Origin of the sequence: Mannheimia granulomatis (assembly GCF_011455695.1) — a bacterium.
GTDB classification, from domain to species: Bacteria; Pseudomonadota; Gammaproteobacteria; order Enterobacterales; family Pasteurellaceae; genus Mannheimia; species Mannheimia granulomatis_A.
Genome location: NZ_CP015030.1, coordinates 1,134,132 through 1,160,657 on the forward strand (window position 1 = coordinate 1,134,132; position 26,526 = coordinate 1,160,657).

20 protein-coding genes are annotated in these 26,526 nt (G+C 39.3%); 11 read left to right on the top strand and 9 right to left on the bottom strand.

The window, feature by feature from the left end; translation table 11 throughout:
* The first annotated feature begins 95 nt into the window (after window positions 1-95).
* From A4G16_RS05465 to nhaC, 5 genes are all read left to right on the top strand, one after another.
* Window positions 96-1,049: an ABC transporter permease gene (locus tag A4G16_RS05465; protein WP_027074378.1), complete on the top strand. Its 954-nt coding sequence runs from the start codon at window positions 96-98 to the stop codon at window positions 1,047-1,049.
* A gap of 1 nt (window position 1,050) precedes the next feature.
* Window positions 1,051-3,024, top strand: a complete 1,974-nt coding sequence (locus A4G16_RS05470) for a dipeptide/oligopeptide/nickel ABC transporter permease/ATP-binding protein (RefSeq protein ID WP_165889036.1) — start codon at window positions 1,051-1,053, stop codon at window positions 3,022-3,024.
* Window positions 3,025-3,038: 14 nt separating this feature from the next.
* Window positions 3,039-3,845: an ABC transporter ATP-binding protein gene (locus tag A4G16_RS05475; protein WP_027074376.1), complete on the top strand. Its 807-nt coding sequence runs from the start codon at window positions 3,039-3,041 to the stop codon at window positions 3,843-3,845.
* Between the two features lie 81 nt (window positions 3,846-3,926).
* Window positions 3,927-5,504 carry an FAD-binding protein gene (locus A4G16_RS05480; protein WP_165889037.1) on the top strand — a complete coding sequence of 526 codons (1,578 nt, stop codon included), beginning with the start codon at window positions 3,927-3,929 and terminating at the stop codon, window positions 5,502-5,504.
* Window positions 5,505-5,550: 46 nt separating this feature from the next.
* Entirely contained in the window at window positions 5,551-6,951 is a 1,401-nt protein-coding gene (gene nhaC, locus A4G16_RS05485) for a Na+/H+ antiporter NhaC (RefSeq protein ID WP_257793006.1), read from the top strand.
* A 54-nt stretch (window positions 6,952-7,005) separates the two neighbouring features.
* On the opposite strand, the gene ispC is transcribed toward nhaC, so the two are convergent.
* The gene (gene ispC, locus A4G16_RS05490; protein ID WP_165889039.1) at window positions 7,006-8,196 is read right to left on the bottom strand and encodes a 1-deoxy-D-xylulose-5-phosphate reductoisomerase; all 1,191 of its coding nucleotides are present in this window, start codon (window positions 8,194-8,196) and stop codon (window positions 7,006-7,008) included.
* Between the two features lie 64 nt (window positions 8,197-8,260).
* Complete coding sequence (gene relA / locus A4G16_RS05495; protein ID WP_165889040.1) at window positions 8,261-10,459, bottom strand: GTP diphosphokinase; 2,199 nt, start codon at window positions 10,457-10,459, stop codon at window positions 8,261-8,263.
* A 259-nt stretch (window positions 10,460-10,718) separates the two neighbouring features.
* Between relA and hemA the strand changes: the two genes are divergently transcribed.
* Window positions 10,719-12,026, top strand: coding sequence for a glutamyl-tRNA reductase (hemA, locus tag A4G16_RS05500; RefSeq protein WP_165889041.1), 1,308 nt, complete (start codon window positions 10,719-10,721; stop codon window positions 12,024-12,026).
* Window positions 12,027-12,090: 64 nt separating this feature from the next.
* Here hemA and A4G16_RS05505 read toward each other — a convergent pair whose 3' ends face one another.
* Genes A4G16_RS05505 through A4G16_RS05515 form a run of 3 tightly spaced genes read right to left on the bottom strand, consistent with a single transcriptional unit; the run spans window position 12,091 to window position 16,760 of the window.
* Complete coding sequence (locus A4G16_RS05505; protein WP_165889042.1) at window positions 12,091-13,323, bottom strand: HlyD family type I secretion periplasmic adaptor subunit; 1,233 nt, start codon at window positions 13,321-13,323, stop codon at window positions 12,091-12,093.
* Window positions 13,323-15,485, bottom strand: coding sequence for a type I secretion system permease/ATPase (locus A4G16_RS05510; protein WP_165889043.1), 2,163 nt, complete (start codon window positions 15,483-15,485; stop codon window positions 13,323-13,325). Before A4G16_RS05510 ends, A4G16_RS05505 begins: the two co-directional genes overlap by 1 nt.
* 15 nt (window positions 15,486-15,500) lie before the next feature.
* A complete protein-coding gene (locus tag A4G16_RS05515; protein WP_237052356.1) occupies window positions 15,501-16,760 on the bottom strand; it encodes a TolC family protein in 1,260 nt (419 codons plus the stop codon).
* A 346-nt stretch (window positions 16,761-17,106) separates the two neighbouring features.
* Here A4G16_RS05515 and der point away from each other — a divergent pair, with 346 nt between their 5' ends.
* The 5 genes from der to rsmA all read left to right on the top strand — a co-directional run bounded on the left by der (window position 17,107) and on the right by rsmA (window position 22,624).
* Window positions 17,107-18,624, top strand: a complete 1,518-nt coding sequence (der, locus tag A4G16_RS05520) for a ribosome biogenesis GTPase Der (RefSeq protein WP_165889044.1) — start codon at window positions 17,107-17,109, stop codon at window positions 18,622-18,624.
* Between the two features lie 64 nt (window positions 18,625-18,688).
* Entirely contained in the window at window positions 18,689-20,116 is a 1,428-nt protein-coding gene (gene hldE, locus A4G16_RS05525) for a bifunctional D-glycero-beta-D-manno-heptose-7-phosphate kinase/D-glycero-beta-D-manno-heptose 1-phosphate adenylyltransferase HldE (RefSeq protein WP_165889045.1), read from the top strand.
* Between the two features lie 5 nt (window positions 20,117-20,121).
* Complete coding sequence (gene pyrR / locus A4G16_RS05530; protein ID WP_165889046.1) at window positions 20,122-20,670, top strand: bifunctional pyr operon transcriptional regulator/uracil phosphoribosyltransferase PyrR; 549 nt, start codon at window positions 20,122-20,124, stop codon at window positions 20,668-20,670.
* A 76-nt stretch (window positions 20,671-20,746) separates the two neighbouring features.
* Window positions 20,747-21,691, top strand: coding sequence for a peptidylprolyl isomerase (locus A4G16_RS05535; protein ID WP_165889047.1), 945 nt, complete (start codon window positions 20,747-20,749; stop codon window positions 21,689-21,691).
* Between the two features lie 63 nt (window positions 21,692-21,754).
* Entirely contained in the window at window positions 21,755-22,624 is an 870-nt protein-coding gene (gene rsmA, locus A4G16_RS05540) for a 16S rRNA (adenine(1518)-N(6)/adenine(1519)-N(6))-dimethyltransferase RsmA (RefSeq protein ID WP_165889048.1), read from the top strand.
* A gap of 85 nt (window positions 22,625-22,709) precedes the next feature.
* Here rsmA and upp read toward each other — a convergent pair whose 3' ends face one another.
* From upp to A4G16_RS05560, 4 genes are read right to left on the bottom strand one after another with little or no spacing between them, the layout of a single operon-like run.
* The gene (upp, locus tag A4G16_RS05545; RefSeq protein WP_027074362.1) at window positions 22,710-23,339 is read right to left on the bottom strand and encodes a uracil phosphoribosyltransferase; all 630 of its coding nucleotides are present in this window, start codon (window positions 23,337-23,339) and stop codon (window positions 22,710-22,712) included.
* A gap of 23 nt (window positions 23,340-23,362) precedes the next feature.
* Entirely contained in the window at window positions 23,363-25,051 is a 1,689-nt protein-coding gene (fadD, locus tag A4G16_RS05550) for a long-chain-fatty-acid--CoA ligase FadD (protein WP_165889049.1), read from the bottom strand.
* Window positions 25,052-25,060: 9 nt separating this feature from the next.
* The gene (locus A4G16_RS05555) at window positions 25,061-25,492 is read right to left on the bottom strand and encodes a SoxR reducing system RseC family protein (RefSeq protein WP_165889050.1); all 432 of its coding nucleotides are present in this window, start codon (window positions 25,490-25,492) and stop codon (window positions 25,061-25,063) included.
* Window positions 25,492-26,472: a MucB/RseB C-terminal domain-containing protein gene (locus tag A4G16_RS05560; RefSeq protein ID WP_165889051.1), complete on the bottom strand. Its 981-nt coding sequence runs from the start codon at window positions 26,470-26,472 to the stop codon at window positions 25,492-25,494. The genes A4G16_RS05555 and A4G16_RS05560 overlap by 1 nt, the downstream gene beginning before the upstream one ends.
* Window positions 26,473-26,526: the final 54 nt, after the last annotated feature.

Consider the following 26,526-nt stretch of genomic DNA (forward strand, 5'->3'; position numbering starts at 1 on the left):
ATATTTTCATTTATAATCCTACATGCTGATTTATTTTATTGTGTAGGTAAACTTAGAATTATTTTTGGAGTGTAACTACACTCAAGGAGAAGAAAATGGAAATTATACTCCGATTATTATGGCGTCGCCTTATGGCTCTGCCGGTAATGATCTTAGGCGTAACTGCCCTTGTATTTATCGTTCTACAATTTACCCCAGGTGATCCGGCAACGGTCGCACTTGGTGAAAGCGCTAGCGAAGCAGCAAAAGAAATTTACCGTGAGCAACACGGGTTAAATGATCCTCTCATTGTTCAATATCTTCGCTTTTTAGGTAATCTATTCGTACTTGATTTCGGGATGACAACACCACCGGAACAGCCTATTGTGGATATGATTGCCAAAGCATTCCCACTTACATTACAGTTGACTTTTATCGGTGTATTTTTAGCTGCTATTGTCTCTTTCACTTTAGGTGTAACTGCTGCACTTTACCGTGATACTTGGGTGGACCAACTCATCCGTTTAATTTCTGTCGCGGCGGTTGCAACACCTTCTTTCTGGTTGGGTATTTTATTAATCCAATACTTCTCTCTTAAGTTAGATTGGTTACCTTCAGGCGGTTTTGTGCCGTTTAGTGAAGATCCGAAAGGCTATGTAAACTCAATGATTCTTCCATCACTTGCTCTTGCAGTGCCGGTATGTGCTTCATTAATTCGTGTTGTGCGTACAACAATGGTAGAAGAAATGGATAAAGACTATGTACGTACTGCAATCGGTAATGGCGTGCCTTACCCAACTGTTATCCGCCATAACGTATTACGTAACGCATTAATTACTCCTGTTACCGTATTAGGTTTACGTGTAGGATACTTATTAGGTGGTGCCGTGGTTATTGAACAAATCTTCGACTTACCGGGCATGGGTAAATTGATTTTTAATGGTATTGTTAACCACGACTTAAACCTTGTACAAGGTGTGGTTTTAACCATTGCATTTACTTTCGTGTTGGTGAATATCATTGTTGATATTCTCTACTTGCTCATTAATCCAAAAATTCGGAGTTTATAATATGTTTCGCCAAGGATTAGCTGCTCGACTTGCTTCAGGCGGTGCAAGATTTAGAGCATTATCAACAAGTTCAAAAATCGCCCTATTCTTTATTGTGTTTGTGGCATTAGTTGCCGTATTTGCCCCTTGGGTTGCAACTTATGACCCGCTACAAACAATTCGTCCTGTACAAGCTCCAAGCAGCGAATATTTATTCGGTACAGACCGCTTAGGACGTGATATTTTCTCTCGTATGGTATGGGGTGCAAGAACATCTCTATTTATCGGTTTAGGTGCGGTAGGCGTTGCCATTATCTTTGGTAGTATCTTAGGTGCAACCGCGGCAACCGCAGACAAATTTGGTAACGAGGTCATTATGCGCTTTATGGATATCTTAATGGCATTTCCGGGTATCGCATTAGCGGCAGTATTACTTGCTACCTTTGGTAACTCTGTCCCTGTAATTATCGTAACTATTGCGGTAGTTTACACACCACAGCTTGCTCGTGTTGTGCGTGCAAACGTAGTGGCGCAATGGGAAGAAGATTATGTGCGTGCAGAGCGTGTAATCGGTGGTAGCCGTACTTACATTCTTTTAAAACACGTAGTACGTAATACCGCAGCCCCTGTATTAGTATTCGCAACAGTAATGGTTGCCGATGCAATTGTATTTGAGGCTTCACTTTCATTCTTAGGTGCTGGTGTACAACCTCCATTCCCATCTTGGGGTAATATCTTATCTGAAGGTCGTAACTTAGTATTAAGTGGTTTCTGGTGGGCGACAACCTTCGCCGGTATTATGATTTTATTAACTGTATTGGCATTAAACATTCTTGCTGAAGGTTTAACTGATGCATTAGTGAATCCTAAACTTAAACGTTCTACCCAAAGCAAAGAAGATGTGGCTAAACCATTAGCAACAGATGTTCAAGAAGCAATGTCTGAAACACTTGCGTTAAAACGTTACTTACTCAAATTAAATGAGAAAGAAACAACGCGTACTGACCGTATGCAATTAAACCCAAATGCAAAACCAATTCTACAAGTAAAAAACTTATCGATCCGTTTCCCAAATCGTTATGGCGAAACCCCGCTTGTAGATAACATCAGCTTTACTGTTCACGAAGGTGAAACAATGGGTCTAGTGGGTGAGTCAGGTTGTGGTAAATCTATTACAGCATTCTCTATTATGGGATTATTACCAAAAACGGCAAAAATTACCGGTGAGATTCTGTTTACCGACCGTTCAGGCAAACAACATAACTTATTAGAATCTGCAGATTTAAATGCTCTACGTGGTCATGAAATCTCAATGATTTACCAAGATGCGTTGAGTGCGTTAAACCCATCAATGCGTATTAAAGACCAAATGGCACAATTAATTAGCCGTGGTGGTAAACAATCTGCTGAGACTTTATTAAAATGGGTGAAATTAGATCCTGAAAAAACGCTTAACCGTTATCCGCATGAGCTTTCCGGTGGTCAACGTCAACGTGTGTTAATTGCAATGGCATTAGCCCGTGAGCCGAAACTGTTAATTGCTGATGAACCGACAACAGCATTAGACGTAACTGTTCAAGCCGAAGTGATTAAACTGTTAAATGAATTACGTGAAAAGCTTGGTTTTGCAATGGTATTCGTAAGCCACGACTTAGCGTTAGTAGCACAAATTGCACACCACATTACAGTAATGTATGCAGGTCAAGTTGTTGAAACCGCTCCAACAACTCCATTGTTGGCGAACCCGACTCACGAATATACCCGTGGCCTATTAGGCTCTGTGCTTTCAACCGAACTTCGTGCTGAACGCTTATATCAAATTCCGGGCAGTGTACCTTCACCGTTCGATTTTGCTAAAGGTGACCGTTTTGCAAGCCGTTCATTAAGACCGGATGCAAACCCTGAGCAACGGTTGAAACTTGTACCGACAGGTGATCATCCACAACACTTCTGGGCATCGCACTTAGAAGATAAACACGCCGCTAAAGAAGTATAGAGGAGGGCAATACTATGAGTATGAAATTCGTCAAAGAACAACCGATTATTGAACTATCCAATATTGTTGTCCAATTTGCCTCCCGTGATGGTACATTATTTAACCCGAAAAAATTCACCGCGGTTAATGATGTCAGCCTTGCTATTCATGCAGGTGAAACAGTTGGCTTAGTAGGTCAATCTGGCTGTGGTAAATCAACCCTTGCGAATGTGATTATCGGCTTGCAAAAGCCGACTTCCGGCACAGTAAAATTCAACGGTTTGGAAATGAAATATGGTAGTGCACAAGCACGTAAATATTTCGGCAGCCAAGTATCTGTGATTTTCCAAGACCCGGCAACAGCGCTGAACCCTCGTATGAGAGTGTTGGATATTTTAAAAGATCCAATGGATATTCATAATATTTTACAGCCGCAAGAGCGTGAAAAACGCGTTTACGACTTACTTTCTCGTGTAGGTTTACCACGCTCTGCTGCACTAGTTGAGCCAACCCGTTTATCTGGCGGTCAAAAACAACGTGTAGCGATTGCTCGTGCATTAGCACTAAATCCAAAACTGATTGTAGCTGATGAACCAACCTCAGCCCTTGATGTATCAGTTCGTGCGCAGGTACTTAACCTGTTAGCCGATTTGAAAAAAGAGCTAAATCTTGCGATGGTATTTATTTCACATGACTTACAAACCGTTCACCAAGTTTCCGACCGAATCGTGGTAATGAATGGTGGACAAATTGTGGAAATGGGAAATGCGGTAGATGTATTTGAAAATCCGACGAAAGAGTATACTCGCACCTTAATTGAGGCGGCGCCTTCTCTACTCTAATTCAGCTTTAAGTTGAGCTTTGATTATACAAGCGGTAAAATTTTAACAGAATTTTACCGCTTGTTTTTTTAGAAATCGAATATGATTAAAATTACCCAAACTATAGAAACCGATTTACTCATTGTAGGCTCCGGCATTGCCGGGCTTTCAGCGGCTGTTGAAGCAAAAAGCAAGAGTCTCAATGCACTGCTTATCAGCAAGTCGACCATTGGCTCAGGAGCGAGCTATTTTCCGCTTAAAGCAACCCTTGGAATTCAAGTAACCGGAGATGAAAGCGATCATGCCCATTTTCGAGAAGATATTGAGCGTATCGGTCAAGGCAAAATTAATCCGCATGTTGTGCAAGCCTATATTGAAGATTCTCCTCAAGCAATTGAATTATTAAATCGAATTGGTTTCAAGCCTTGGAAACGTAACGACAACCGCCCGGCTTGCTTTGCTAAATATTCAAGACCGATTTATCTGATTAAAGATTGGCGAGAGTCTGCAATTCGTGCCAAACAAATTTTAGAAGAACAGCAAATTCCTTTTTATGAAAATGCTACCCTGTTACATATTGTCAGCGAGAATAATCAAGTAGAAGGTGCGGTGTTCTCGCTTAATACAAGCGGTCAAATTTCGTATATTTTTTGCAAAACCCGCTATATTATTTTGGCAGCTGGCGGCATTGCAGGGTTGTATAAAGATAATCTTTACCCTGCTGATGTCATTGGCTCTTTGCACTCCGTCGCTCAAAAAGCCGGGGCAAAATTGGTCAATTTACCCTTTATCCAATTTATTCCAGCCTTCGTTGAACCTAAATATAAAGTTTTATTTGGTGAACATACCCTAAAATATGTGAACGAAATTACCGACTCTCATGGCAATAATCTGTTTCCACATTTAAGCACAGAACAATTTGCTAAAATGATGCTTGAAAGAAGCCATTACGCCCCATTTAGCCTTGACTTTGACTGTGTGGAATTTGATTTAGTCATGATGAAGCATTTATTGGAAAATCCGTCTGAAAAAGGAGTTTATCTTAAATACAGCCCTAAACTCTATGAAGATAAAGAAGAATTTTATACGGTCTATCTAAGCTGGCTGAAAAATGAAGTTGGAATTGATTTAGTCAAAAATAAAATCGCAATTAAGCCTTTTGCCCACAGTTGTAATGGTGGGATTCAGATCGATGAATGGGGTGAAAGCCATGTCCAAGGTTTATTTGCTATTGGTGAAATTGCTCATTGTATTGAAGGGGCAAATCGTATGGGTGGCAATTCAGTGGGTGGTGGTTTAGTATTTGCCAAGCGTGCAATCGCTAAAATTAAACATTCGCTTGCAATGCATTTGCAAAAAAATCACGAAATATTACCGCTTGCAGAGGTAGAAAACGCATTAAATCAGCTTACACCGCCTAATGCACAGCAGGCACTTACCTCGAGTGAAGTACTTTCAACTATTCGCGAAAAAATGACATTATATGCAAATATTTATCGTACCGTTGAAAATCTCACCCTATTATTAAATGAATTAGCGCAATTGGAACAAAGATTCGATCCGATTTATCACGCACAATTTCAAGGAATTGAAATCTACAACGCATTAAAAACTGCTCAGTTAGTAGTTAATCAAATGTTGAATGAGAAGAGTTTAGGCGCACACTACTTAGTTAAGTAAAATTAGTCTATAATGCAAACCTTGTTTTAAGCATCAGAAAATCAAAATTACCTTAGGAGTACACATGAATAGCTACCTGCTTAAGCTAAAACCAAGTACCGCAGTGTTATTGTCTATTATCACTGTTTTTATTTTGGGGGTAACCATGATCAAATTAGGTTGGGTTCCTCAAATTTCTATTTTATTGGTTGTCATTACCTTATTACTTTTCGGCTTAGTCAATAAAATTCCCTTTAAAGATATGCAAGAAGGTATGGCTAAAGGCTTAATGTCTGGTATTGGGGCTATTTATTTATTCTTTTTCATCGGGTTATTAGTCTCTGCATTAATGATGTCCGGCGCAATTCCCACTTTAATGTATTACGGCTTAACCAGTATTTCACCTGAATTTTTCTATATTTCAGCTTTTGCATTAAGCTCTATTACAGGTGTTGCATTAGGAAGTAGTTTAACCACAACAGCCACTATCGGCGTTGCCTTTATTGGAATGGGTTCAGCTTTCGGAGCTAATCCTGCAATTGTCGCTGGTGCCGTAGTATCAGGGGCATTCTTTGGCGATAAAATGTCACCACTTTCAGATACCACAGCTATCGCAGCTTCAACGGTAAGTATTGATATGTTTGCGCATATTCGCAATATGATGTACACCACTATTCCTGCATGGATCTTGACTGCTATTTTCCTTTGGTTATTAACCGAACCTGCTGATGTATACGATTTCGCTAATATTGAAAACTTAAAAACGAATTTACAAGCCACAGGGTTAATTCATGGTTATTCATTACTGCCTTTCGCTACCTTAATTTTAATGGCAATAAAACGTGTAAATTCAATCTATATTATCGTTACTACTGTTGTATTATCACTTATTATTACTTACACACATAGCTCTCCTAGCCTAGAACAACTCGGTTCTTACTTTTTCACAGGGTACAAACCTGCGGAAAACTTAAACCTAGGTGAAGTTGCCTCACTAATTTCTCGTGGCGGCATTAACAGTATGTTCTTTACCATCAGTATTGTAGTATTAGCACTAAGTTTAGGTGGATTATTGCAAGCTCTTGGCGTATTACCGGCTTTACTTGAAGGAATCAAAGGTTTCTTAACCAGTACAGGGCGAGTTACGCTTGTAGTAGCAAGTACTGCGGTGGGAATTAATGTCTTAATCGGAGAACAATATTTGAGCCTATTATTATCAGGCAATACTTTCCGTTCAACTTACGAACGTTTAGGCTTAGAACCGAAAAACCTCTCACGCACATTGGAAGATGCTGGCACGGTAATCAACCCACTTGTACCTTGGAGCGTTTGTGGCGTATTTATCAGTAGCGTACTAAATGTCTCTGTACTTGATTATTTGCCTTATGCTTTCTTCTGCTATCTCTGCTTAATCCTAACCCTTATCTTTGGATTTACCGGTGTAACCATCAGCAAAAAAGCAAACTAACTCATAAAAAATGCCTACAGATTTGTAGGCATTTTTTTATCTATGCGTTTAGAATTATAGCTGTATCACAGCTTGTTTAGCTAACTCTCTTGCCAACTTATCAATATGTAGCACATCGGCAATTTCTTTAACTTGAATTGGTGCGATATTTTCAACCACAGCCCGGTTTATGTTTACAATATCAATAAAACGAATTTGTTCATTTAAAAATGCCTCAACAGCAATTTCATTTGCCGCATTCATAGCAGTTGTTGCATACTGCCCTTCAGCAAAGGCTTCAATAGCTAATTTTAAATTTGGATAACGAGAAAAATCCGGTTCAATAAAAGTCAATTCTTTTAGCTTAAAGAAATCTAACGGCGCCACACCTGCATCAATACGATTCGGATATGCCATTGTGTGAGCAATCGGAGTACACATATCCGGATTTCCCATTTGAGCAATCACAGATCCATCCACATAACGCACCATTGAGTGAATAATAGATTGTGGATGGATAATAATTTCCATCTCATCGGCACTAGCATTGAACAACCAACGAGCTTCGATATATTCTAAGCCTTTGTTCATCATCGTTGCCGAATCGACCGAAATCTTTTTACCCATAGACCAATTTGGATGAGCCACCGCTTGAGCCGGGGTAATGCTATCAAACTCAGTTAATGGCTTGGTTCTAAACGGTCCACCCGAACCGGTTAAGATAATTTTGCTCACTCCTAGTTCAGATAACGGACAAAAACCGACTTTTTGTTGTGCTTCTGGTGGTAAGGCTTGGAAAATTGCATTATGTTCACTATCTACTGGCAGTAATTTTGCGCCTGACCGACGGGCTTCATCAATAAAAAGCTGCCCACAAGTTACCAGCGATTCTTTATTTGCCAATAAAACCTTTTTACCCGCTTTCACAGCTGAAAGCGTCGGCAATAAACCGGCTGCGCCTACAATTGCCGCCATCACCATATCCACCTGTGGATGCGCAGAAAGATCACAAATCGCTTGTTGTCCAGCTAATACTTCTGTTTTTAGCTTTAATTTCGATAGCTCGCTTTTAAGTGCTAAAGCAGCATCTTCATCATCTAGTGCCGCAAACTGGGGTTGATATTGTTGACATTGTTCCGCCATCAACGCTACATTTCTTCCCCCTACTAAAGCAAAAACCTCATATTTTTCTTTATTTTTGTCTACAACCGCTAAGGTACTTTTCCCAATAGATCCGGTTGAGCCTAAAATCACTAATTTTTCCATTATTGTTCTCTTTTTAATCCGACAAGCGGTCGTTTTTTATCAAAATTTTACAAATTCCATGCGCTTAACTGGATAGACGTTTTGCCTCAATCACATCATCTAATTGAGCCACTCTGGCTAATAATTTATTTAAAATTTCTACATTATTGAGCTGAATTTCCATATCAATGGTGGCAATGCTACGTTTAACATCAGTACGGCTGGATACCCCAAGCACATTGACTTTCTCATTTGCCATGATTGCACTTACATCTCGTAATAAACCGTTGCGGTCATTAGCAATCACGCGAATAGTCAAACTTAGTCCCGAAGAATAGCCTTCTCCCCAATCGGCTTCAACAACCCGCTCAGGATTAATACTGAGCAACTCATATAGTTGTTCACAATCGGCTCGATGAATGGAGATCCCTCGCCCTTGAGTAATATAACCGACAATTTCATCGCCTGGAATCGGCTGACAACAGCGGGCAATGGAGTGCATTAAATTCCCTACACCTTCAACAATCACATAGCCTTTACTTTGCTTCGGCTGGTTGCTGTTTTTGTTGACCTGCTTTAACACTGCCTCATCTTCTTGCTCAGCAGTCGGTTTGATTAATTTAGATTGCAGGTAGTGCATCAGTTGGTTTAAGCGAATATCACCACCACCAATAGCTGCATATAAATCATCAAACTGTTTGAGGTTGTAACGAGGCAAAGCATATTCTTCAATCTGTTTAAGGGTAAAGCTATATTTCGCCATCTCCGCTTCAAGAGCTTCTTTACCAATTGGAATATGCTTTTCTCTATCTAATTTTTTAAACCAAGCAATGATTTTCGAGCGAGCTTTGCCTGTATTTACAAACCCCGCATTTGGATTGAGCCAATCTCGGCTTGGGTTTGGTTGTTTTTGAGTGATGATCTCAACCTGATCACCCATTTGTAAATGATAAGTAAAGGGTACAATTCGACCGGCTACTTTTGCCCCAATGCAACGATGTCCGATTTCACTATGAATCGCATACGCAAAATCAAGGGGTGTAGCTTTTTGTGGTAAATCAATTACCTCACCTCTTGGCGTAAACACATAAACACGATCATCAAATATTTGTGAACGCATTTCTGCCACCATATCACCGGAATCGGCAAGATCATTTTGCCATTCAAGTAATTTACGCAACCAAACGATTTTTTCCTCATAACCCGAACGCCCTGCTGTCGCGCCTTCTTTATACTTCCAGTGAGCGGCGACACCAAGTTCTGCATCATCGTGCATTTGTTGAGTACGAATTTGGACTTCAATCGTTTTATCACCCTCACCTAACACAACAGTGTGCAGAGATTGATAGCCATTTGGCTTCGGGTTTGCAATATAATCATCAAAATGTTCCGGCAGATGTTGGTATTTGGTATGAATAATGCCCAAAGCGGTATAGCAATCTTCCAAGGTAGGAACAATGACACGGACAGCACGAATATCAAACAACTGATTGAACTTCAAACGCTTTTTCTGCATTTTTTTCCAAATGCTATAAATATGCTTCGGACGACCATAAACCTGTACATTATCAATTTCAGATGATAAACAAGCGGTCAAATCTGCCACAAAATTTGCAATATAGCGTTCACGATCTAATCTGCGTTCAGCTAAATCAAATTTGGCAATTTGGGTATAAGAGATAGGGTGAAGAATACGGAAGCAATAATCTTCCAGCTCCCATTTAAGCTGACCAATGCCTAAACGGTTAGCAAGAGGTGCATAAACATGTGAACACTCTTTAGCAGCTAGCACCGTATCTTCTTCCGAGTGGTGGCGACCTTCACGCAAATAGGCAATCCGCTCGGCTAATTTGATAACCACACAGCGGAAATCATCAACCATTGCAAGCAACATTCGACGAATATTGTCAATTTGTAGATCTGAGACATTGTTAGCACTTAATTGGCGAATATTCTCCATTTCGAGAACACCTTTCACCAGATTCTTAATTTGATTGCTAAAATCGTCTTTTAATTGAACCAAATCAATAATATTGTGCTTAACGAGAGGAAATAGTAAGGCTGCAACGAGGCTGTCATCATCCATATTCAGCCCGTGCAGTACCTCCACCATTTCGATGCCATACCACATCAAACTGTAATCGGTATCCAGTTTTTCTTGAGCATATAACCAAGCCTGTTGAATTTTTTCAAAGGTAACCGGCGACATATTCAAGCTCGCACTCCAACTCGCCAATTCAAAATTATTCGGGTCAAGTTGGTGGGAATAACGAATTGCAACCATTCAGCCTCCTTGTAAAATTTCACGAAAAAATAACCGCTTGTGACAGCTCGAAATGAAGGCTAATTATACGTGGAATTTCAAAAAAAATTTATCCTTTTATGAAAATTTAATGCCAACCTTGAAATCACATTACTCATTAAGAGGTAATAACATTGTGATAAATCAAACCTATTGGCACAATCATTTGCACAGACTTACGCTCTTGATTACAATATTTGTGTTTTTATTTTAAATCGCGTATTTACGCTTGTGGGTAGTAATGACAATTTTAGCCTTAGGTATTAATCATAAAACCGCCTCCGTCGGATTGAGGGAAAAAGTCGCGTTTGTAGATAACAAACGTGAGCTGGCTCTTGAACAAATCCAACAAAATGGCTTAGCTGATAGTGTTGTTATTCTTTCAACTTGCAATCGTACAGAACTCTATTTTCATCAGCCGAATATTTCGCCTCAAGAAAACAGCCTTGAAAATATTCAATGGCGTGAACAATGCTTACGATGGTTTGCTCATATCCATCAGCTAGATGAGACCGAACTGCTGGAATGTCTATATTTCAAGCAGAACTTAGAGGCAGCTAACCATCTTATGAAAGTAGCAAGTGGTTTAGATTCTCTGATTTTAGGCGAGCCTCAAATTCTCGGGCAAGTTAAGCAAGCTTATCAATATAGCGAAGATTTCTATCAACAACATCAGCGGACTATTTCTACTAAACTTTCCCGCTTATTCCAACGGACTTTTGCCACTGCAAAACGGGTGCGTTCTGAAACAGAAATCGGTAGTCAAGCAGTATCAGTTGCTTATGCTGCTTGTGGCTTGGCTCGCCAAATTTTTGATAATTTCGGTAAATTACGTTTCTTGCTTGTCGGGGCTGGTGAAACCATTGAGCTGGTCGCTCGCTATTTAATCCAACACGGTGCGACAAATATTATGCTGGCTAACCGTACTCATATTCGCGCAGAAATGCTGGCGGAAAAATTAAATGCACCAATGCAAATTCTCTCGCTTAGTGCATTGCAATTAGGTTTAAACCAAGCAGATGTAGTTATTAGCTCCACCGGCAGTCCTGATACCTTAATTACCCAAGAGATGGTAAGTATTGCCCAAAAACAGCGTCAATTTGACCCATTGCTACTCATTGATATTGCCGTACCACGTGATATTGATGAGAAAGCCGGAGAGTTAGACGGTGTCTATGCTTACAGCGTAGATGATTTGCAAAATATCATTCAGCGTAATATGGCTCAGCGAGAGGAAGCCGCTAAACAAGCAGCCGAGATTGTTAAAGAAGAGAGTAAAGCTTTTTTTGAATGGCTTAAACAGCAACAATCGAGTGATTTAATTAAACGCTACCGTCAAGATGCGGAGCAAATCCGTCAAGAATTGCTGGAAAAAGCACTGCAAGCAATAAGCCAAGGACAGGATAGCGAAAAAGTACTACATGAGTTAAGTTATAAACTAACTAACCAACTTTTACATGCTCCCACTCAGGCATTACAAGCTATGGCAAAGAATGGAAACTCCACCGGCTTGCAAAGTTTCTCAAAAGCACTAAGATTTGAAGATTGATGAATAAAAAAATACCTTTAAATAGGCAACTATTAAAGGTATTTATTTTTAATCGTCTTTTAAGTTATCTTTCCTGTAAAGCTTGCTTCATTCTGGTGATCGGCTTAATTAAATATTGGAAAATTGTTTTTTCACCGGTTTTGATATCCACAGTTGCCGTCATTCCGGGAGAAATATCTAATTTATTCCCTGCTTTATCAGTAATATAGCTGTCTGAAGTTTCTACTAAAACACGATAATAAGATTGCTCGGCATTTAATTTTAACTCACTTGGTCGTCTTTCATCTTGTAAGGTATCAGGACTAATTAAAATAACTTTCCCTTCTAGTCCTCCATAAATTGAGTAATCGTAGGCACTCACTTTAATCAAAGCATCTTGTCCTGTGCGAATAAAGGCGACATCTTTAGGGCTAATATAGGCCTGAACAATCAACTTATCATCAAGCGGTACAATTTCTAGAATATCTTGCCCCGCTTGAACCACTCCACCAACAGTATTGATTCTAATATTTTTCACCACACCACGTAATGGAGCTTTAATTTGCGATCTCTCTACAGGATCTGCCCGCATAACCATATTTTCACGCGCCTGTGCCAACTCTGATTCCGATTGAACTAATTCATTACTTGCATCTGCAGCATATTTATTTTTCCGCTCGGTGATCTGCTGGGCAATATCTGAAGACTGGCGTTGCATTCTTAAGAGTTCAACTTCTGACATTACCCCTTTTTTCACCATAGGTTGCACGATAGCAATCTCTTTATCTAATAACGCCTTGCTTTTAGATAAGCCAGCAATACTATCCTGCATTGCTTTGCGGCGAGCGTTATAAGCAGCAAGCTCTCTTTCCTTCACTTCTTTGGCAATATCATCCGGAAATTTTAAAGCAATGCCATAAGCCTCCGCTCGTAAACGGCTAACTATCGCTTCTAAGTTTTGTACTTTCGCTTCACTTTCACGCAAAATCGCAGAACTACGAGTATCGTCTAAGGTAAGTAAGATTTGATCTTTTTCAACAATATCTCCTTCTTTTACCTTCATTTCTCTGATAATACCCGGATCTAAACTCTGCACAATTTGCTCTCGGCTACTTGGAATCACGCTTCCCTGACCACGGGTAACCTCTTCAAGCGGACTCAAATAAGCCCAAATGACAAATACTGCCAAAAAAATGGAAAAAAGAATAATGACCGCAAAAGATTTATGATGTTTTTCTACCTGCAATGCCGCATTTAAATCGTTAATCAGAGATAAATCCGACTTTTTCACTTTTTCAATTGAATGATTGTTACTCATTATACTTCCTTAGATTCTGTAGTAGCAGGTTCCTGTTTTTTAGCTTGTGGCTGTTTCTGTAAACGGGCTAGGATTTCATCTCTCGGGCCATCCATAACAATTTTGCCATTATCCATCACAATAACTCGATTAACCAACTTCAATACCTGAGGACGATGAGTCACCACCACCAAGGTTCTATTAGCCAACCAATGTGCCAATGCATTTAACACCATCTCTTCCGAAGATTGATCTAAATCACTGGTAGGTTCATCTAACAAAACAACTTTTGGATCTTTAATTGTCATGCGGGCTAAAGCCAATAACTGTTTTTGCCCACCAGATAATCCCATGCCATTTTCACCCAACGGCATATCTAATCCTTTAGGATGTTTTTGTATTAGAGGCAATAATCCAAAACGTTGTAAAGCTGAAACCAATACTCTATCATCAGATAAATTATCCATCCGAGCCATCTCAAGATTCTCACGTAAAGTACCTAAAAATAATCTCTCAGATTGCCCTAATAAAGCTACTTTGCTACGCAAATAATTTGGATCGAGTTGACGAATATCCACATCATCTAAACTCACACCACCTTTTACTGGCTCATATAAGCCTGAGGCAAGCTTAAGCAAAGTACTTTTACCACTGCCGATTTTGCCTAAAATCGCCACTTTTTCACCCGCTTGTATGGTTAAATTTAGCTCGCTGACAACATCAGCTACCTCTTTATTGTATTGAAAAGAGACATTTTGGAACCCGATTTTACCAAATACTTGTTTAAGCGTAATGTATTGACGAGCAACATCACGCTCAATCGGACGCTCAATAATCGCATCAATACCTTTTAATGCTAATTTCGCCTGCTGGAAACGAATAGCCAATGAAGCAATTTGTCCAACCGGTGATAACGCACGCCCGGAAAGTAATACTGAGGCAATAATTGCACCAATTGTAATACGATTAGCCTCTGATTCAGCATGTACCATGTAGGCACCTAAGACCACTAAACAAACCGTATTAAGTTGCTGAATTTTCGTGGCAAAGCTCGTTACAAAGTTACTTAAATCCTTAACCTTAATCTGGGAAGCAGAAACTTTTGCCGTATAATTATCCCAACGCTGCTGAGCCCAATTTACCGCATTGTTTGACTTAAGGGTTTCAATACCATCAAGTGCTTCAACAATCAAACCTTGACGCTGAGAAGATTCACGCATAGATTCATTTAGAAAGGCTGATAGTTTAGGTTGTACCGCAAAGCCGACTACTAAAACCAGCACAATCATTACCATTGGCACAAACGCCAATATGCCGCCCACCAAATAAATCACAAAAATAAACAAAAATAGGAAAGGTAAATCCACCAATGCCAATAAGCTCGCACTGGTCATAAATTCACGCACCGATTCAAATTCACGTAAATTATTGGCATAAGAGCCAGACGAAACTGGTTTATCGATTAACCGCAACGCCATTATTCGCCTAAATAGAGCCGAACTAATAATCAGATCCGCTTTCTTTCCTGCTACGTCAGTCAAATGACCTCGAATTATTCTTGCGATAAACTCAAAGAAAATAGCGATTACTACCCCGATACTTAGCGCCCATAATGTTTCGTAAGTTTGATTTGGAATAACACGATCGTAAACATTCATTACATACAATGAACTAACCAAAGCCAAAAAATTAATAATAAAACTGGCAAGGATAACTTGATAATAATAGCTCTTAAAACGCCAAATCACTTTCCAAAACCATGATTTAGGCATATGGTATTCAGGCAGTTCCGAACGCACATCAGATGCCATTTTAGGCTTAATAAACCAGCAGTAGCCTAAATAATTTTCCTCCAATGTACGATGTTCTAAAATTTGCTCCCCATCACCGGATTGTCGAATGGTGTAACGTCGGTCTAACCCTTTCCCTTCAATTTTAGTGATAACAACCGCTTCTTCATTTTTTAAAATAGCCACAACAGGTACAGAAAGGCTGGGAATCTCTTGTAATGGACGAGCTGAAATCGAATTTTCAAACCCGTAACTACGTAAAACTTCAACCACCGAATAAAAATTCACTTTATTAGAAGCATCCCTTACTACTTGAGCAGCCAATGCTTCTTGAGCAATAGGGTTGCCATATATTTGGGTTACTAATGAAATATGTTCAATTACTGATTTCATTCTTTCTTTTACTCTTTATTTTAGAGAAAGGGAAGTTACACCGGCCCAAGCCGAAACTCGAGATTGTGAAACTAAATAAAGCAATGCCGCATCACGGAAATCATTACGAGCCGAAACTTCCGTAGCTTGCACTGCCGTTAATTCTTGATAAGCATCCAACACATCAATCAGTGATTTCATAGCAATCTCAAATTGAAGTTCAGTATCCTTTACTACATTCTTCTGTAAACTAATTTGTTTATTCGCAACCTGTGCCAATTTTTGATTACGAACCATATCAATTTCAGCCGTCCTACCCTGTTGCGAGACCTCTAGCTCAATTTCCTGCAATTTTGCCTCAGCCGCTTTTTGAGAATAATAACTTTGCTGCTCTTGATATTTACTGGCAGGGTTATAGATATCCCATGACACATTAACATAAATCTCACGCTCAAGGCGACTGGCAGAACCTTCTAAATTAATTGCAGGCTTACGACGGGCTTTAGCTGCTTCAACCCCTGCCTTAGCACTCTCAAACTCTTTTTGCTGTGCCAAAAAAGTCGGATTTGTGTCAATATTTGAGTTATGATATTGGGTAATAAATTGCTCAGCAGACACCTTAGCAAATGGATCCATTAAATCTTGTTCCGTTAGCATTTTGCTTGTATAACGACTCAAACGACTTAAAGCATTGTGCATAGTTCGCTCAAACTGCAAAAGCATCGCCTCTGTCTGATTACGCCGTGATAAAGCTTCATTTAACTCCGAAGCACGACCACCGTCATAGCTCACAATCACTTTTAGATCTCTGATTAACTTATCGTGTCGTTTTAAACTCTCTTTATAAATGGCAATATTTTCTTTTGCACGCAATGCTGTTAAATATAGCTCACCAATCTGACGCCCGACTTGCTCTCTGGTTTCAGTAAATTTATGTTGGAAATAATCCTGCTTATGCTGATCACGTTCAATTTCAGCCTCAACTGCTCCCCAAGAATAAAGATTAAGCTTACCGTTAATTGCCGGACCGGAACGTCTTTCACTAGAATAAGTACGTTTTTGAGCAATTACTCCCGTATTGGAAACCGACACAATCGGATGATGCCCCGCTTCAGAAATCTTTTTCTGACTTTCTGCCGCCCCAATATTAGCTCGCGCCTCATCTAAAGTAGGATCTGTGACTAACGCAACCTGTAAAATATCTCTCAAAGGTGTCTGTGCATTTACCATATTCGCTAAAGGTAAGGAACACAGCGAAACCAACACCATTTTTTTAAAAATAAATGATTTCTTCATCAAATAATTCCCTCAATATCCCTAACCTATCTTAAATCAAATTAAGGAAATTTGGATAAACTGAATATAAAACTCTGCTTATTATACACCAATCCATCTGACTTTCTGCTCAATATTTGCTATTGAAGAACAAAGTTTACCTATAGAATTAATCGTTCAAATAAGAGGATACAAGCGGTTATTTTTCGCGAATTTTTTACAATTACTCACTCCAGCAAAAAATTGATAAAAAACGACCGCTTGTGCATTCTCGCTTTCTCGCAATTTCATATTACTCAAATTTCAGCTATAATGAGCCAATTTTTGCAAAGCAATTGCAAATGATTGAATATTAGAAGGATATAAAATGACTCCTGTTGTTGCCCTTGTCGGCAGACCAAATGTTGGTAAATCAACCCTATTTAACCGTTTAACCCGCACCCGTGATGCCTTAGTAGCCGATTTCCCCGGCTTAACCCGTGACCGTAAATATGGCCACGCTAATATTGGTGGCTATGATTTTATCGTGATCGACACCGGCGGTATTGATGGAACGGAAGAAGGTGTGGAAGAAAAAATGGCAGAACAGTCGCTACTGGCGATTGAAGAAGCCGATGTAGTACTATTTTTAGTCGATGCCCGTGCAGGCTTATTGCCTGCAGATATTGGCATTGCTCAATATTTACGCCAGCGTGAAAAAACGACTGTAGTAGTAGCAAACAAAACAGACGGCATTGATGCTGATTCCCACTGTGCTGAATTCTATCAACTTGGCTTAGGCGAAGTAGAACAAATCGCTGCTGCTCAAGGGCGTGGTGTAACACAACTTATCGAGCAGGTGTTAGCCCCTCTTGGCGAACAGCTTAATGCCGAACAAGCGGTCGAAAATGATGAGAATTCTGCAAGTGATGAAGATGATGAATGGGATACCGACTTCGACTTTGAGAATGAAGAAGATACCGCACTATTAGATGAAGCCTTAGAAGAAGCTGAAGAATCCATTGAAGATAAGAACATCAAAATTGCGATTGTCGGCAGACCAAATGTAGGAAAATCAACCCTCACCAACCGTATTTTAGGTGAAGAACGTGTGGTGGTTTACGATATGCCGGGCACCACTCGTGACTCTATCTATATTCCAATGGAACGTGATGGTCAGCAATATACTATTATTGACACCGCGGGCGTACGTAAGCGTGGTAAAGTCAATTTAGCGGTTGAAAAATTCTCGGTAATTAAAACCTTACAAGCTATCCAAGATGCTAACGTGGTGCTTTTAACTATTGATGCTCGTGAAGGAATTTCAGACCAAGATTTATCGCTATTAGGCTTTATATTAAATGCCGGTCGCTCTTTAGTGATTGTGGTAAATAAGTGGGACGGTTTATCGCAAGATATTAAAGATCAAGTGAAATCCGAATTAGATCGCCGTTTAGATTTTATTGACTTTGCCCGTGTGCATTTTATTTCTGCATTACACGGTTCAGGTGTTGGTAATTTATTTGATTCTGTTAAAGAAGCTTACGCTTGTGCAACCCAAAAAACTTCAACCTCAATGCTCACCCGAATCTTGCGCATGGCGGCAGATGAGCATCAGCCTCCATTGGTTAATGGTCGTCGAGTCAAATTAAAATACGCCCACCCGGGTGGTTATAATCCACCAATCATCGTGATTCACGGTAACCAAGTGGAAAAATTAGCAGACTCTTATAAACGCTATTTGAGCAACTATTTCCGTAAGAGTTTAAAAATTATCGGCTCGCCAATTCGCATTCTGTTCCAAGAAGGGAATAACCCATTTGCCGGTAAGAAAAATAAACTCACACCAAACCAATTACGTAAACGCAAGCGTTTGATGAAGTTTATTAAAAAAAGTAAGAAATAATTAAACAAATCTCCCTTTCGAACTGTAGAAAAAAGAAAGGGAAATTTGATAAAGGAGCAAAACTATGATGATGCAATATTCTCCGAAATTTAATAATGCAAAAGTGTTAGTGCTTGGTGATGTTATGTTAGACCGTTACTGGTTTGGCGCAACTAATCGTATTTCGCCTGAAGCCCCGGTACCGGTAGTAAAAGTACAAGATATTGAAGAGCGTGCAGGCGGTGCGGCAAACGTAGCGATGAATATCGCAAGCCTTGGTGTGCCTGTGGCATTGCACGGTTTGATTGGACAAGATGATGCCGGCAATGCGTTAGATAAATTGCTCAATTCATATAATATCCAAAACCACTGTGTGGCGATTGATTCCCATCCAACTATTACAAAATTGCGGATTTTATCGCGTCATCAACAATTATTACGCTTAGATTTTGAAGAGGGTTTCCATAATGTAGACTCTAGTGCTCTACTTGCAAAACTTTCTCAAGAAATTACCGCTTACGGTGCCTTGATTTTATCTGATTACGGCAAAGGTACATTAGAATCGGTACAGCAAATGATTCAAATTGCCCGCCAAGCGAATGTGCCTGTGCTAATCGATCCAAAAGGCACAGATTTTGAACGCTATCGTGGGGCAACGCTTCTAACACCAAATATGTCAGAATTTGAAGCGGTAGTTGGACATTGTAAAGATGAAGAGGATATTGTAGTAAAAGGCTTAAAAATGATTGCAGACTTTGAGCTTTCAGCCTTGTTAGTCACGCGTTCCGAAAAAGGAATGACCTTGCTACGTGCCGGTAAAGAACCTTACCACTTACCAACCCAAGCTAAAGAAGTTTATGATGTAACCGGTGCCGGTGATACTGTTATCAGCGTACTTGCAACAGCCATTGCAGATGGTCGCCCTTATGAAGAGGCTTGCTATTTAGCTAATGCAGCAGCAGGTGTAGTAGTCGGTAAACTAGGTACATCAACTGTAAGCCCTGTTGAGCTTGAAAATGCAGTACACCAACGTGCTGAAACCGGGTTTGGAGTCGTTTCTGAAGCAGAATTAAAAGTAATTATCGATGAAGCTAAAAAACGTGGTGAGAAAATCGTAATGACCAATGGCTGCTTTGATATCCTTCACCCGGGGCATGTTTCCTATTTAGAAAATGCCCGTAAATTAGGTGATCGTTTAATTGTGGCTGTTAATACGGATAATTCGGTTAAACGTTTAAAAGGTGAATCTCGCCCAATTAACAATTTAGAGGCTCGTATGGCAGTATTAGCGGGCTTAGCCTCTGTGGATTGGGTTGTGCCTTTTGATGAAGATACGCCACAACGTTTAATCGGTGAAATTCTCCCTGATCTTTTAGTCAAAGGGGGAGACTATAAGCCGGAAGAGATTGCAGGCAGTCAAGAAGTTTGGGCAAACGGTGGAGAGGTTAAGGTACTAAACTTTGAGAACGGTTGCTCTACTACCAATGTAATTAAGAAAATTCAAGCATTATAATGACTATGGAAAAAATCATAATTGATACTGAGCAATTTCAGCGAACGATATCTCGTATTTCGCATCAAATTATCGAAAAACACGGAGATATGCAAAATGTGGTTATTGTAGGTATTAAACGCCGAGGAGCTGAAATTGCTGAATTCATTCAAAAACGTATAGCTGAGTTATCTAATATCCATTTACCCAGTATGGCATTAGATATTACTTTCTATCGTGATGATTTAGACTTAATTTATCAGGATCCGGTTTTTACCGGTGCTGATAATCAGCTCAATCTCAATGGTAAAAAAGTAATTTTGGTTGATGATGTGTTATTTACCGGCAGAACCATTCGTGCCGCATTAGATGCTTTGCTAGATTTTGGGCGTGCTGCTCGTATTGAGCTAGTGATATTTGTCGATCGTGGACATCGTGAGTTACCAATTCGAGCAGATTATGTCGGGAAAAATATTCCTACGGCAAAAAATGAACAGATTCAAGTTCAAACATCACATTATGATGGAATTAATCAAGTGGTCTTAGTTCCTGCTTTGAATGAAGAAACTGCTTAAGTTTAGTGAACCTTTTCTATAAAATTATCTCTAATGAAAGGTATTACTTATTATCTCCACTAGGATTGTTATAAAAATGAAATTAGTAAAATCATTATTTGCTGTAGCCGTTGCTACATTTAGTCTTACCCAAACTGCTCACGCTTTTGAAGAACGCGTTGTAGCTTTAGTTAATGATACACCAGTGATGGCCAGCCAAGTGCAACGTATTTTAGGCAAGAAAAAAGTGTCTGAAGCTGCTCACCGTGCTGCCATTGATCAAGTGATTGATGATATGTTGGTTCAACAAGTCACCAAAGAAGCGGGTATTACAATTAGCCCTTCATCAGTTAACCAAGCGGTTGAAAATGTGGCTATCCAAAACGGTATTACCTATGGCCAGCTATTAGACGCTTTAGACTATCAAGGCATTACACTTGAACAATTTAAACGCAATATTGCTCAACAAATGGCAATGGAACAGGTTCGCCATATCAGTATCAGCAAATCTATTCAAGTTGCACCAGAGCAAGTTAAATCTTTAGCCCAAGAATTAATGGCAAAAGATAAAGCAGCTGGCAAACTCAAAACGGTTTTAGGTAAAGAACACCGCGTAAGCCATATTCTCCTTAAAACTAACCCGATCTTAAATGACGCACAAGCAAAAGCAAAATTAAATAGTTTAGCTGCTGATATCAAAGCCGGTAAGACTACTTTTGAACAAGCTGCAAAAGAAAACTCTGTTGATTATGCTTCTGCTGCAGATGGCGGGGATTTAGGTTTTAATATCTTAGATATTTATGATCCTGCATTCGCAAATGTAGCTGCAAAAATGAAAAAAGATCAAATTTCTGCGCCATTTAAATCGCAATTCGGTTGGCATATTCTTAAAATTACCGATGCCCGTGAAGGAGATAGAACCGAAGATGCTTATCACCAAAGAGCTTATCAGCAACTAGTGACCAAACAAGCTGAGGAGGCCTCTAAAGATTGGATTAAAGCATTAAGAAGCACTGCAAATATTCAATACATTGGTCAATAATACAAAGATATTCTAAGAACCTCGCCTTGCGGGGTTCTTTTCTTATTACTAAAAAGGATAAAAATGAGTTCACCAAATTCCAAAAAACATTTAGGTCATACCGCTCGTAAACGTTTCGGGCAAAACTTCTTATACGATATGAATATAATTCATGGTATTGTTTCTGCAATCAACCCTAAAAATGGTCAGTTCCTATTAGAAATTGGCCCGGGTTTAGGTGCTTTAACCGAGCCTGTGGCAGAGCTTGTCGATAAATTAACGGTAGTGGAATTAGACCGTGATTTAGCAGAACGCCTTCGTCATCACCCATTCCTAAATCAAAAATTAACCGTGATTGAACAAGATGCTCTACGTTTTAATTTTCGTGAATATTTTGAAAGTTTGAATTTAGCTGAAAATGAAGCAGTACGAGTATTTGGTAACTTGCCTTACAACATTTCAACGCCGTTGATGTTCCACCTATTCAAATTCCACGATTTGATTGAAGATATGCACTTTATGTTGCAAAAAGAGGTAGTAAAACGTTTATGTGCCGCCCCAAATAGCAAAGCTTACGGCAGATTAACCATTATGGCACAATATTACTGCCAAGTAATGCCTGTGCTTGAAGTGCCGCCAACTGCCTTTAAGCCTGCACCGAAAGTGGACTCTGCCGTAGTTCGCTTAGTACCTTACAAACAATTACCTTACCCAGTAAAAGATGTTTACTGGCTCAATAGAGTGACCACCCAAGCTTTTAACCAACGACGTAAAACGTTGCGTAATGCCCTTTCTACACTTTTTAGTGCAGAGCAGCTTGAAGCATTGGAAATTGACCTCACCGCACGGGCAGAAAATTTAACCATTAAAGATTATGTGCGCTTAGCAAATTGGTTATGCGATAACCCACCTGAAGTGGATAATCTTGAAGAAATTGCCGATAAAGATTGCTAAAAGCTAAGATAAGATAGAAACAACAAGCGGTTATATTTGTAAAAAATTTTGCAAATATAACCGCTTGTGTATTGAGATGAGAAAATTATTTCGTACCGAAAATTTTATCGCCCGCATCGCCTAAACCCGGGATGATATAGCCTTTTTCGTTTAAATGGCTGTCAATTGAAGCGGTATAAAGCTCAACATCCGGATGGGCTTCTTCTAAAACCTTAACTCCTTCAGGTGCTGCAACTAAAACTAATACCTTGATATGTTTACAACCTGCTTCTTTTAGCAGATCGATAGTGGCAACCATTGAACCACCGGTTGCTAACATTGGGTCGGTAATAATGGCTAAACGCTCGTCTACATCATTAGCTAATTTTTTGAAATAAGGCACAGGTTGTAGCGTTTCTTCATCACGGTAAATGCCTACAACACTAATACGGGCACTTGGAATATGCTCTAACACACCATCCATCATACCTAAGCCAGCTCGTAAAATAGGCACAACTGTGACTTTCTTGCCTTTGATACGCTCAACTGCAACTTTATCGCCACTCCAACCATCGATTTCAACTTCTTCCATCTCCAAATCTTTGGTTGCTTCATAAGTCAGTAAACTGCCTATTTCATTTGCAAGCTCACGGAAATCTTTGGTGCTAATGTCCGCCTCACGCATTAAGCCTAATTTATGCTTTACAAGCGGGTGTTTTACTTCAACAATTTTCATTTTAAGTTCCCCTTTGAAAGAATTTATGCACTATTTTTGATTTTTGCCAATTCTTCATCTTTTAATACTCGACGAAGAATTTTGCCTACATTACTTTTTGGTAGCTCATCACGGAATTCAATATCTCGTGGGATTTTATAGCCGGTTAAAAATTGGCGGCAATAAGTACGCAATTCATCACGTGTCAGGCTTTCCTCTTTTTTCGTTACAAAAATTTTAATGCTCTCACCGGAAGCCGGATTTGGCACACCAATCGCTACTACCTCATTAACTTTCGGATTTTGTGAGATAACCTCTTCAATTTCAGTTGGATAAACATTAAAACCCGACACAATGATCATATCTTTTTTGCGATCGACAATGCGTAAATTAAGATCTTGCCCCATTTCAACAATATCCCCCGTCGCCATCCAACCATCTTTCAATACTTCTGCTGTTTCATCCGGGCGATTCCAGTAGCCCAACATAACTTGAGGACCTTTTACTAATAGCTCGCCACGTTCGCCAAGCGGCACCTCATTACCTTCATCATCTACAATACGGATATCGGTATTAGGTACAGGAACACCAATAGAACCTGAATATTCTTGAGAATCGCCACGCGTTGCGGAAATCAATGGGGAACATTCGGTCATTCCATAGCCTTCAATAATATGGCAACCCGTTAAATCATGCCAACGTTTAGCAACATTAGATTGAATCGCTGCACCACCACCTACACTTAATTTCAACGAAGAAAAATCAACTTCTTTTAAGCTTTCATGATTTAATAAGGCATTGAAAAGGGTATTTACGCCTGTAATCACAGAAACACGATATTTTTTTAATTCTTTAATAAAGCCCGGAATATCACGAGGATTAGTAATGAATAAGCCTGTAATTCCCAATTCAAGGAATAATAGGCAGTTTAGCGATAATGCAAGCACATGATATAACGGTAATGGTACAACCCCGATAAGATTAGGAGAGCTTCCTAATAACGGTTCAACAATCCACTTTGCCTGCATCATATTAGCGATAAGATTTTGATGCGTCAGCATTGCACCTTTAGCCACACCGGTTGTCCCACCTGTGTATTGTAAAAACGCAAGATCACTACTGTTAATTGTCGGCTTGACATATTGTCTTTGCTTACCAATACTTAAAGCTTCACGAAAACTTACTGCGTGGGGCAACTTATATTTAGGCACTAACTTCTTAATATATTTAACCACAAAATTAACCAACGTACGTTTACCAAATGAGAGCTGATCACCCATTCGAGTTAAAATAACATGTTTAATATTGGTATTAAAAACCACTTTTTCTAATGTGGCCGCAAAGTTAGACACAATGACAATCGCTTTTGCTCCACTATCATTTAGCTGATGCTCTAATTCACGTGGGGTATAAAGTGGATTCACATTCACCACTACCAACCCCGCACGCAAAGCACCAAATAAGGCAATAGGATACTGTAATAAATTGGGCATCATTAACGCAATACGATCGCCTTTCTGTAAACGCAATTCATTTTGTAAATAGGCTGCAAATGATCGACTCCGTTCCTCTAATTTACGAAAGGTCAGAATTTGCCCCATATTAATATAAGCCGGCATATCAGGATGACGCTGTATCGCCGTTTCAAACATTTCGACTAACGATTCGTATTGATTAGTTTCAATTGTTTGTGGTGAATAGGGAGGGTAATTCTTAAACCATATTTTTTCCATGATAGTCTCCTAAACTTTGCCTAAAAATATAGGCGAAAAATGTGCTTGTCGGCTGCGTTTATCTATGCATTTTTTCACAGCCCAGAAAGTTATTCCTGTAAAAAGCAACATTGTGAGTAAAATAATAAGTTCATTTGCAAAAAATTGTGAAAATATGACCGCTGTCATTATCAACACGAATAGTGGCAAACCGTAAATTAACCCTACACTTTTCAGCAAAGTGTTTTCAGGCAGTCCAAGTTTAATTTCATCCCCAATTTTTAGTGGCTCATCCACTTTAATCCTAAATTTAGGAGCTGTTTTTTCTCCAACTAATGCAGATAAAGCGGTTGTTCCACACATAGAATTAGCGGAACAACCTCCACAACCACGTTTAGCATAGCATTGAACAACTGCAACACCATTGTTATACGCTACAACAGTAGCCTGCTCCATCATCATTAGTTAGCTTCTCCTAAGAATCGAATATTTTGTAGAATCTGCTTAGCTGATTGAATGGGAATTTCGCCAATAATCACAATATCTTTATCATTTACCGTTTGATTTAAAATAGTCAATTTTCCTTGTTGCCAAGCGTACTCATTAAAATTAACCCCTTGGCTTGGCATAATATAAATATTTAATGTAGATAAACCATCGCTATATAAACGACTATCAATACTTTCATTTTCAAGTTTATACATTGCCCCATTCATCGTCTGGTTTTCAATTAAGTTAAAACCTGTTGGCAACCAATCAACTTCCCAATTATGCTGCGATTTCAATGTTTCTATATTTATTGAAGTCAATGCCGGTAACACAAGTGATTCAATTGCAGAGGCAATCATTTCAAGCTCCTTAGCTTGATATAAATGTAGTACTCTGAATTCTTCTAAAAGAGCATTATCAACACCGCGTAATTGACTTTTTAGCAATAAATTGCTCTCATCATCAATCCAAAGCGTATAAGAATGGCGTAAATTATCATTTGGAACGATTCGGATTACTCTGGCAATTCGATCGGCAATACGGTCTTTACCCGAATCTAAAAAAGCATAGCCTTTCAAATTTGCATAGTCGGTATAAAGAACATTAGGCAGGTTATCAAGAATATGAGGGGTATTTAAACTAAACGGTCGAAAATTGTATCCCAAATAACTAACAGTTTGATTTTTTAGAATAATCTCTTCGCGGCTGCGATCTAGGTTTAACAATTGAGCATACTCTTTGCCATCCATAAAAGTATGTCGTAGACGAAAAGATTCTACATCTCCTTCCGTTTGCAAAATATAAAGCAGTTCATAAGTTGATTTTTTATGTGCTTGTGTCATTGCTTCTAAATAAGACAAGGGTGTTTTTAACCCTATTTCTGCCCAAGAAAGAGTAGATTGAGCAAAAATAAGAATAAATAGAAACACATATTTTTTCATCTTAACAAACATACTTATTCTCTAATCAAATAAATCTGGCACATTCTATCAAAAATTTTCTATGAT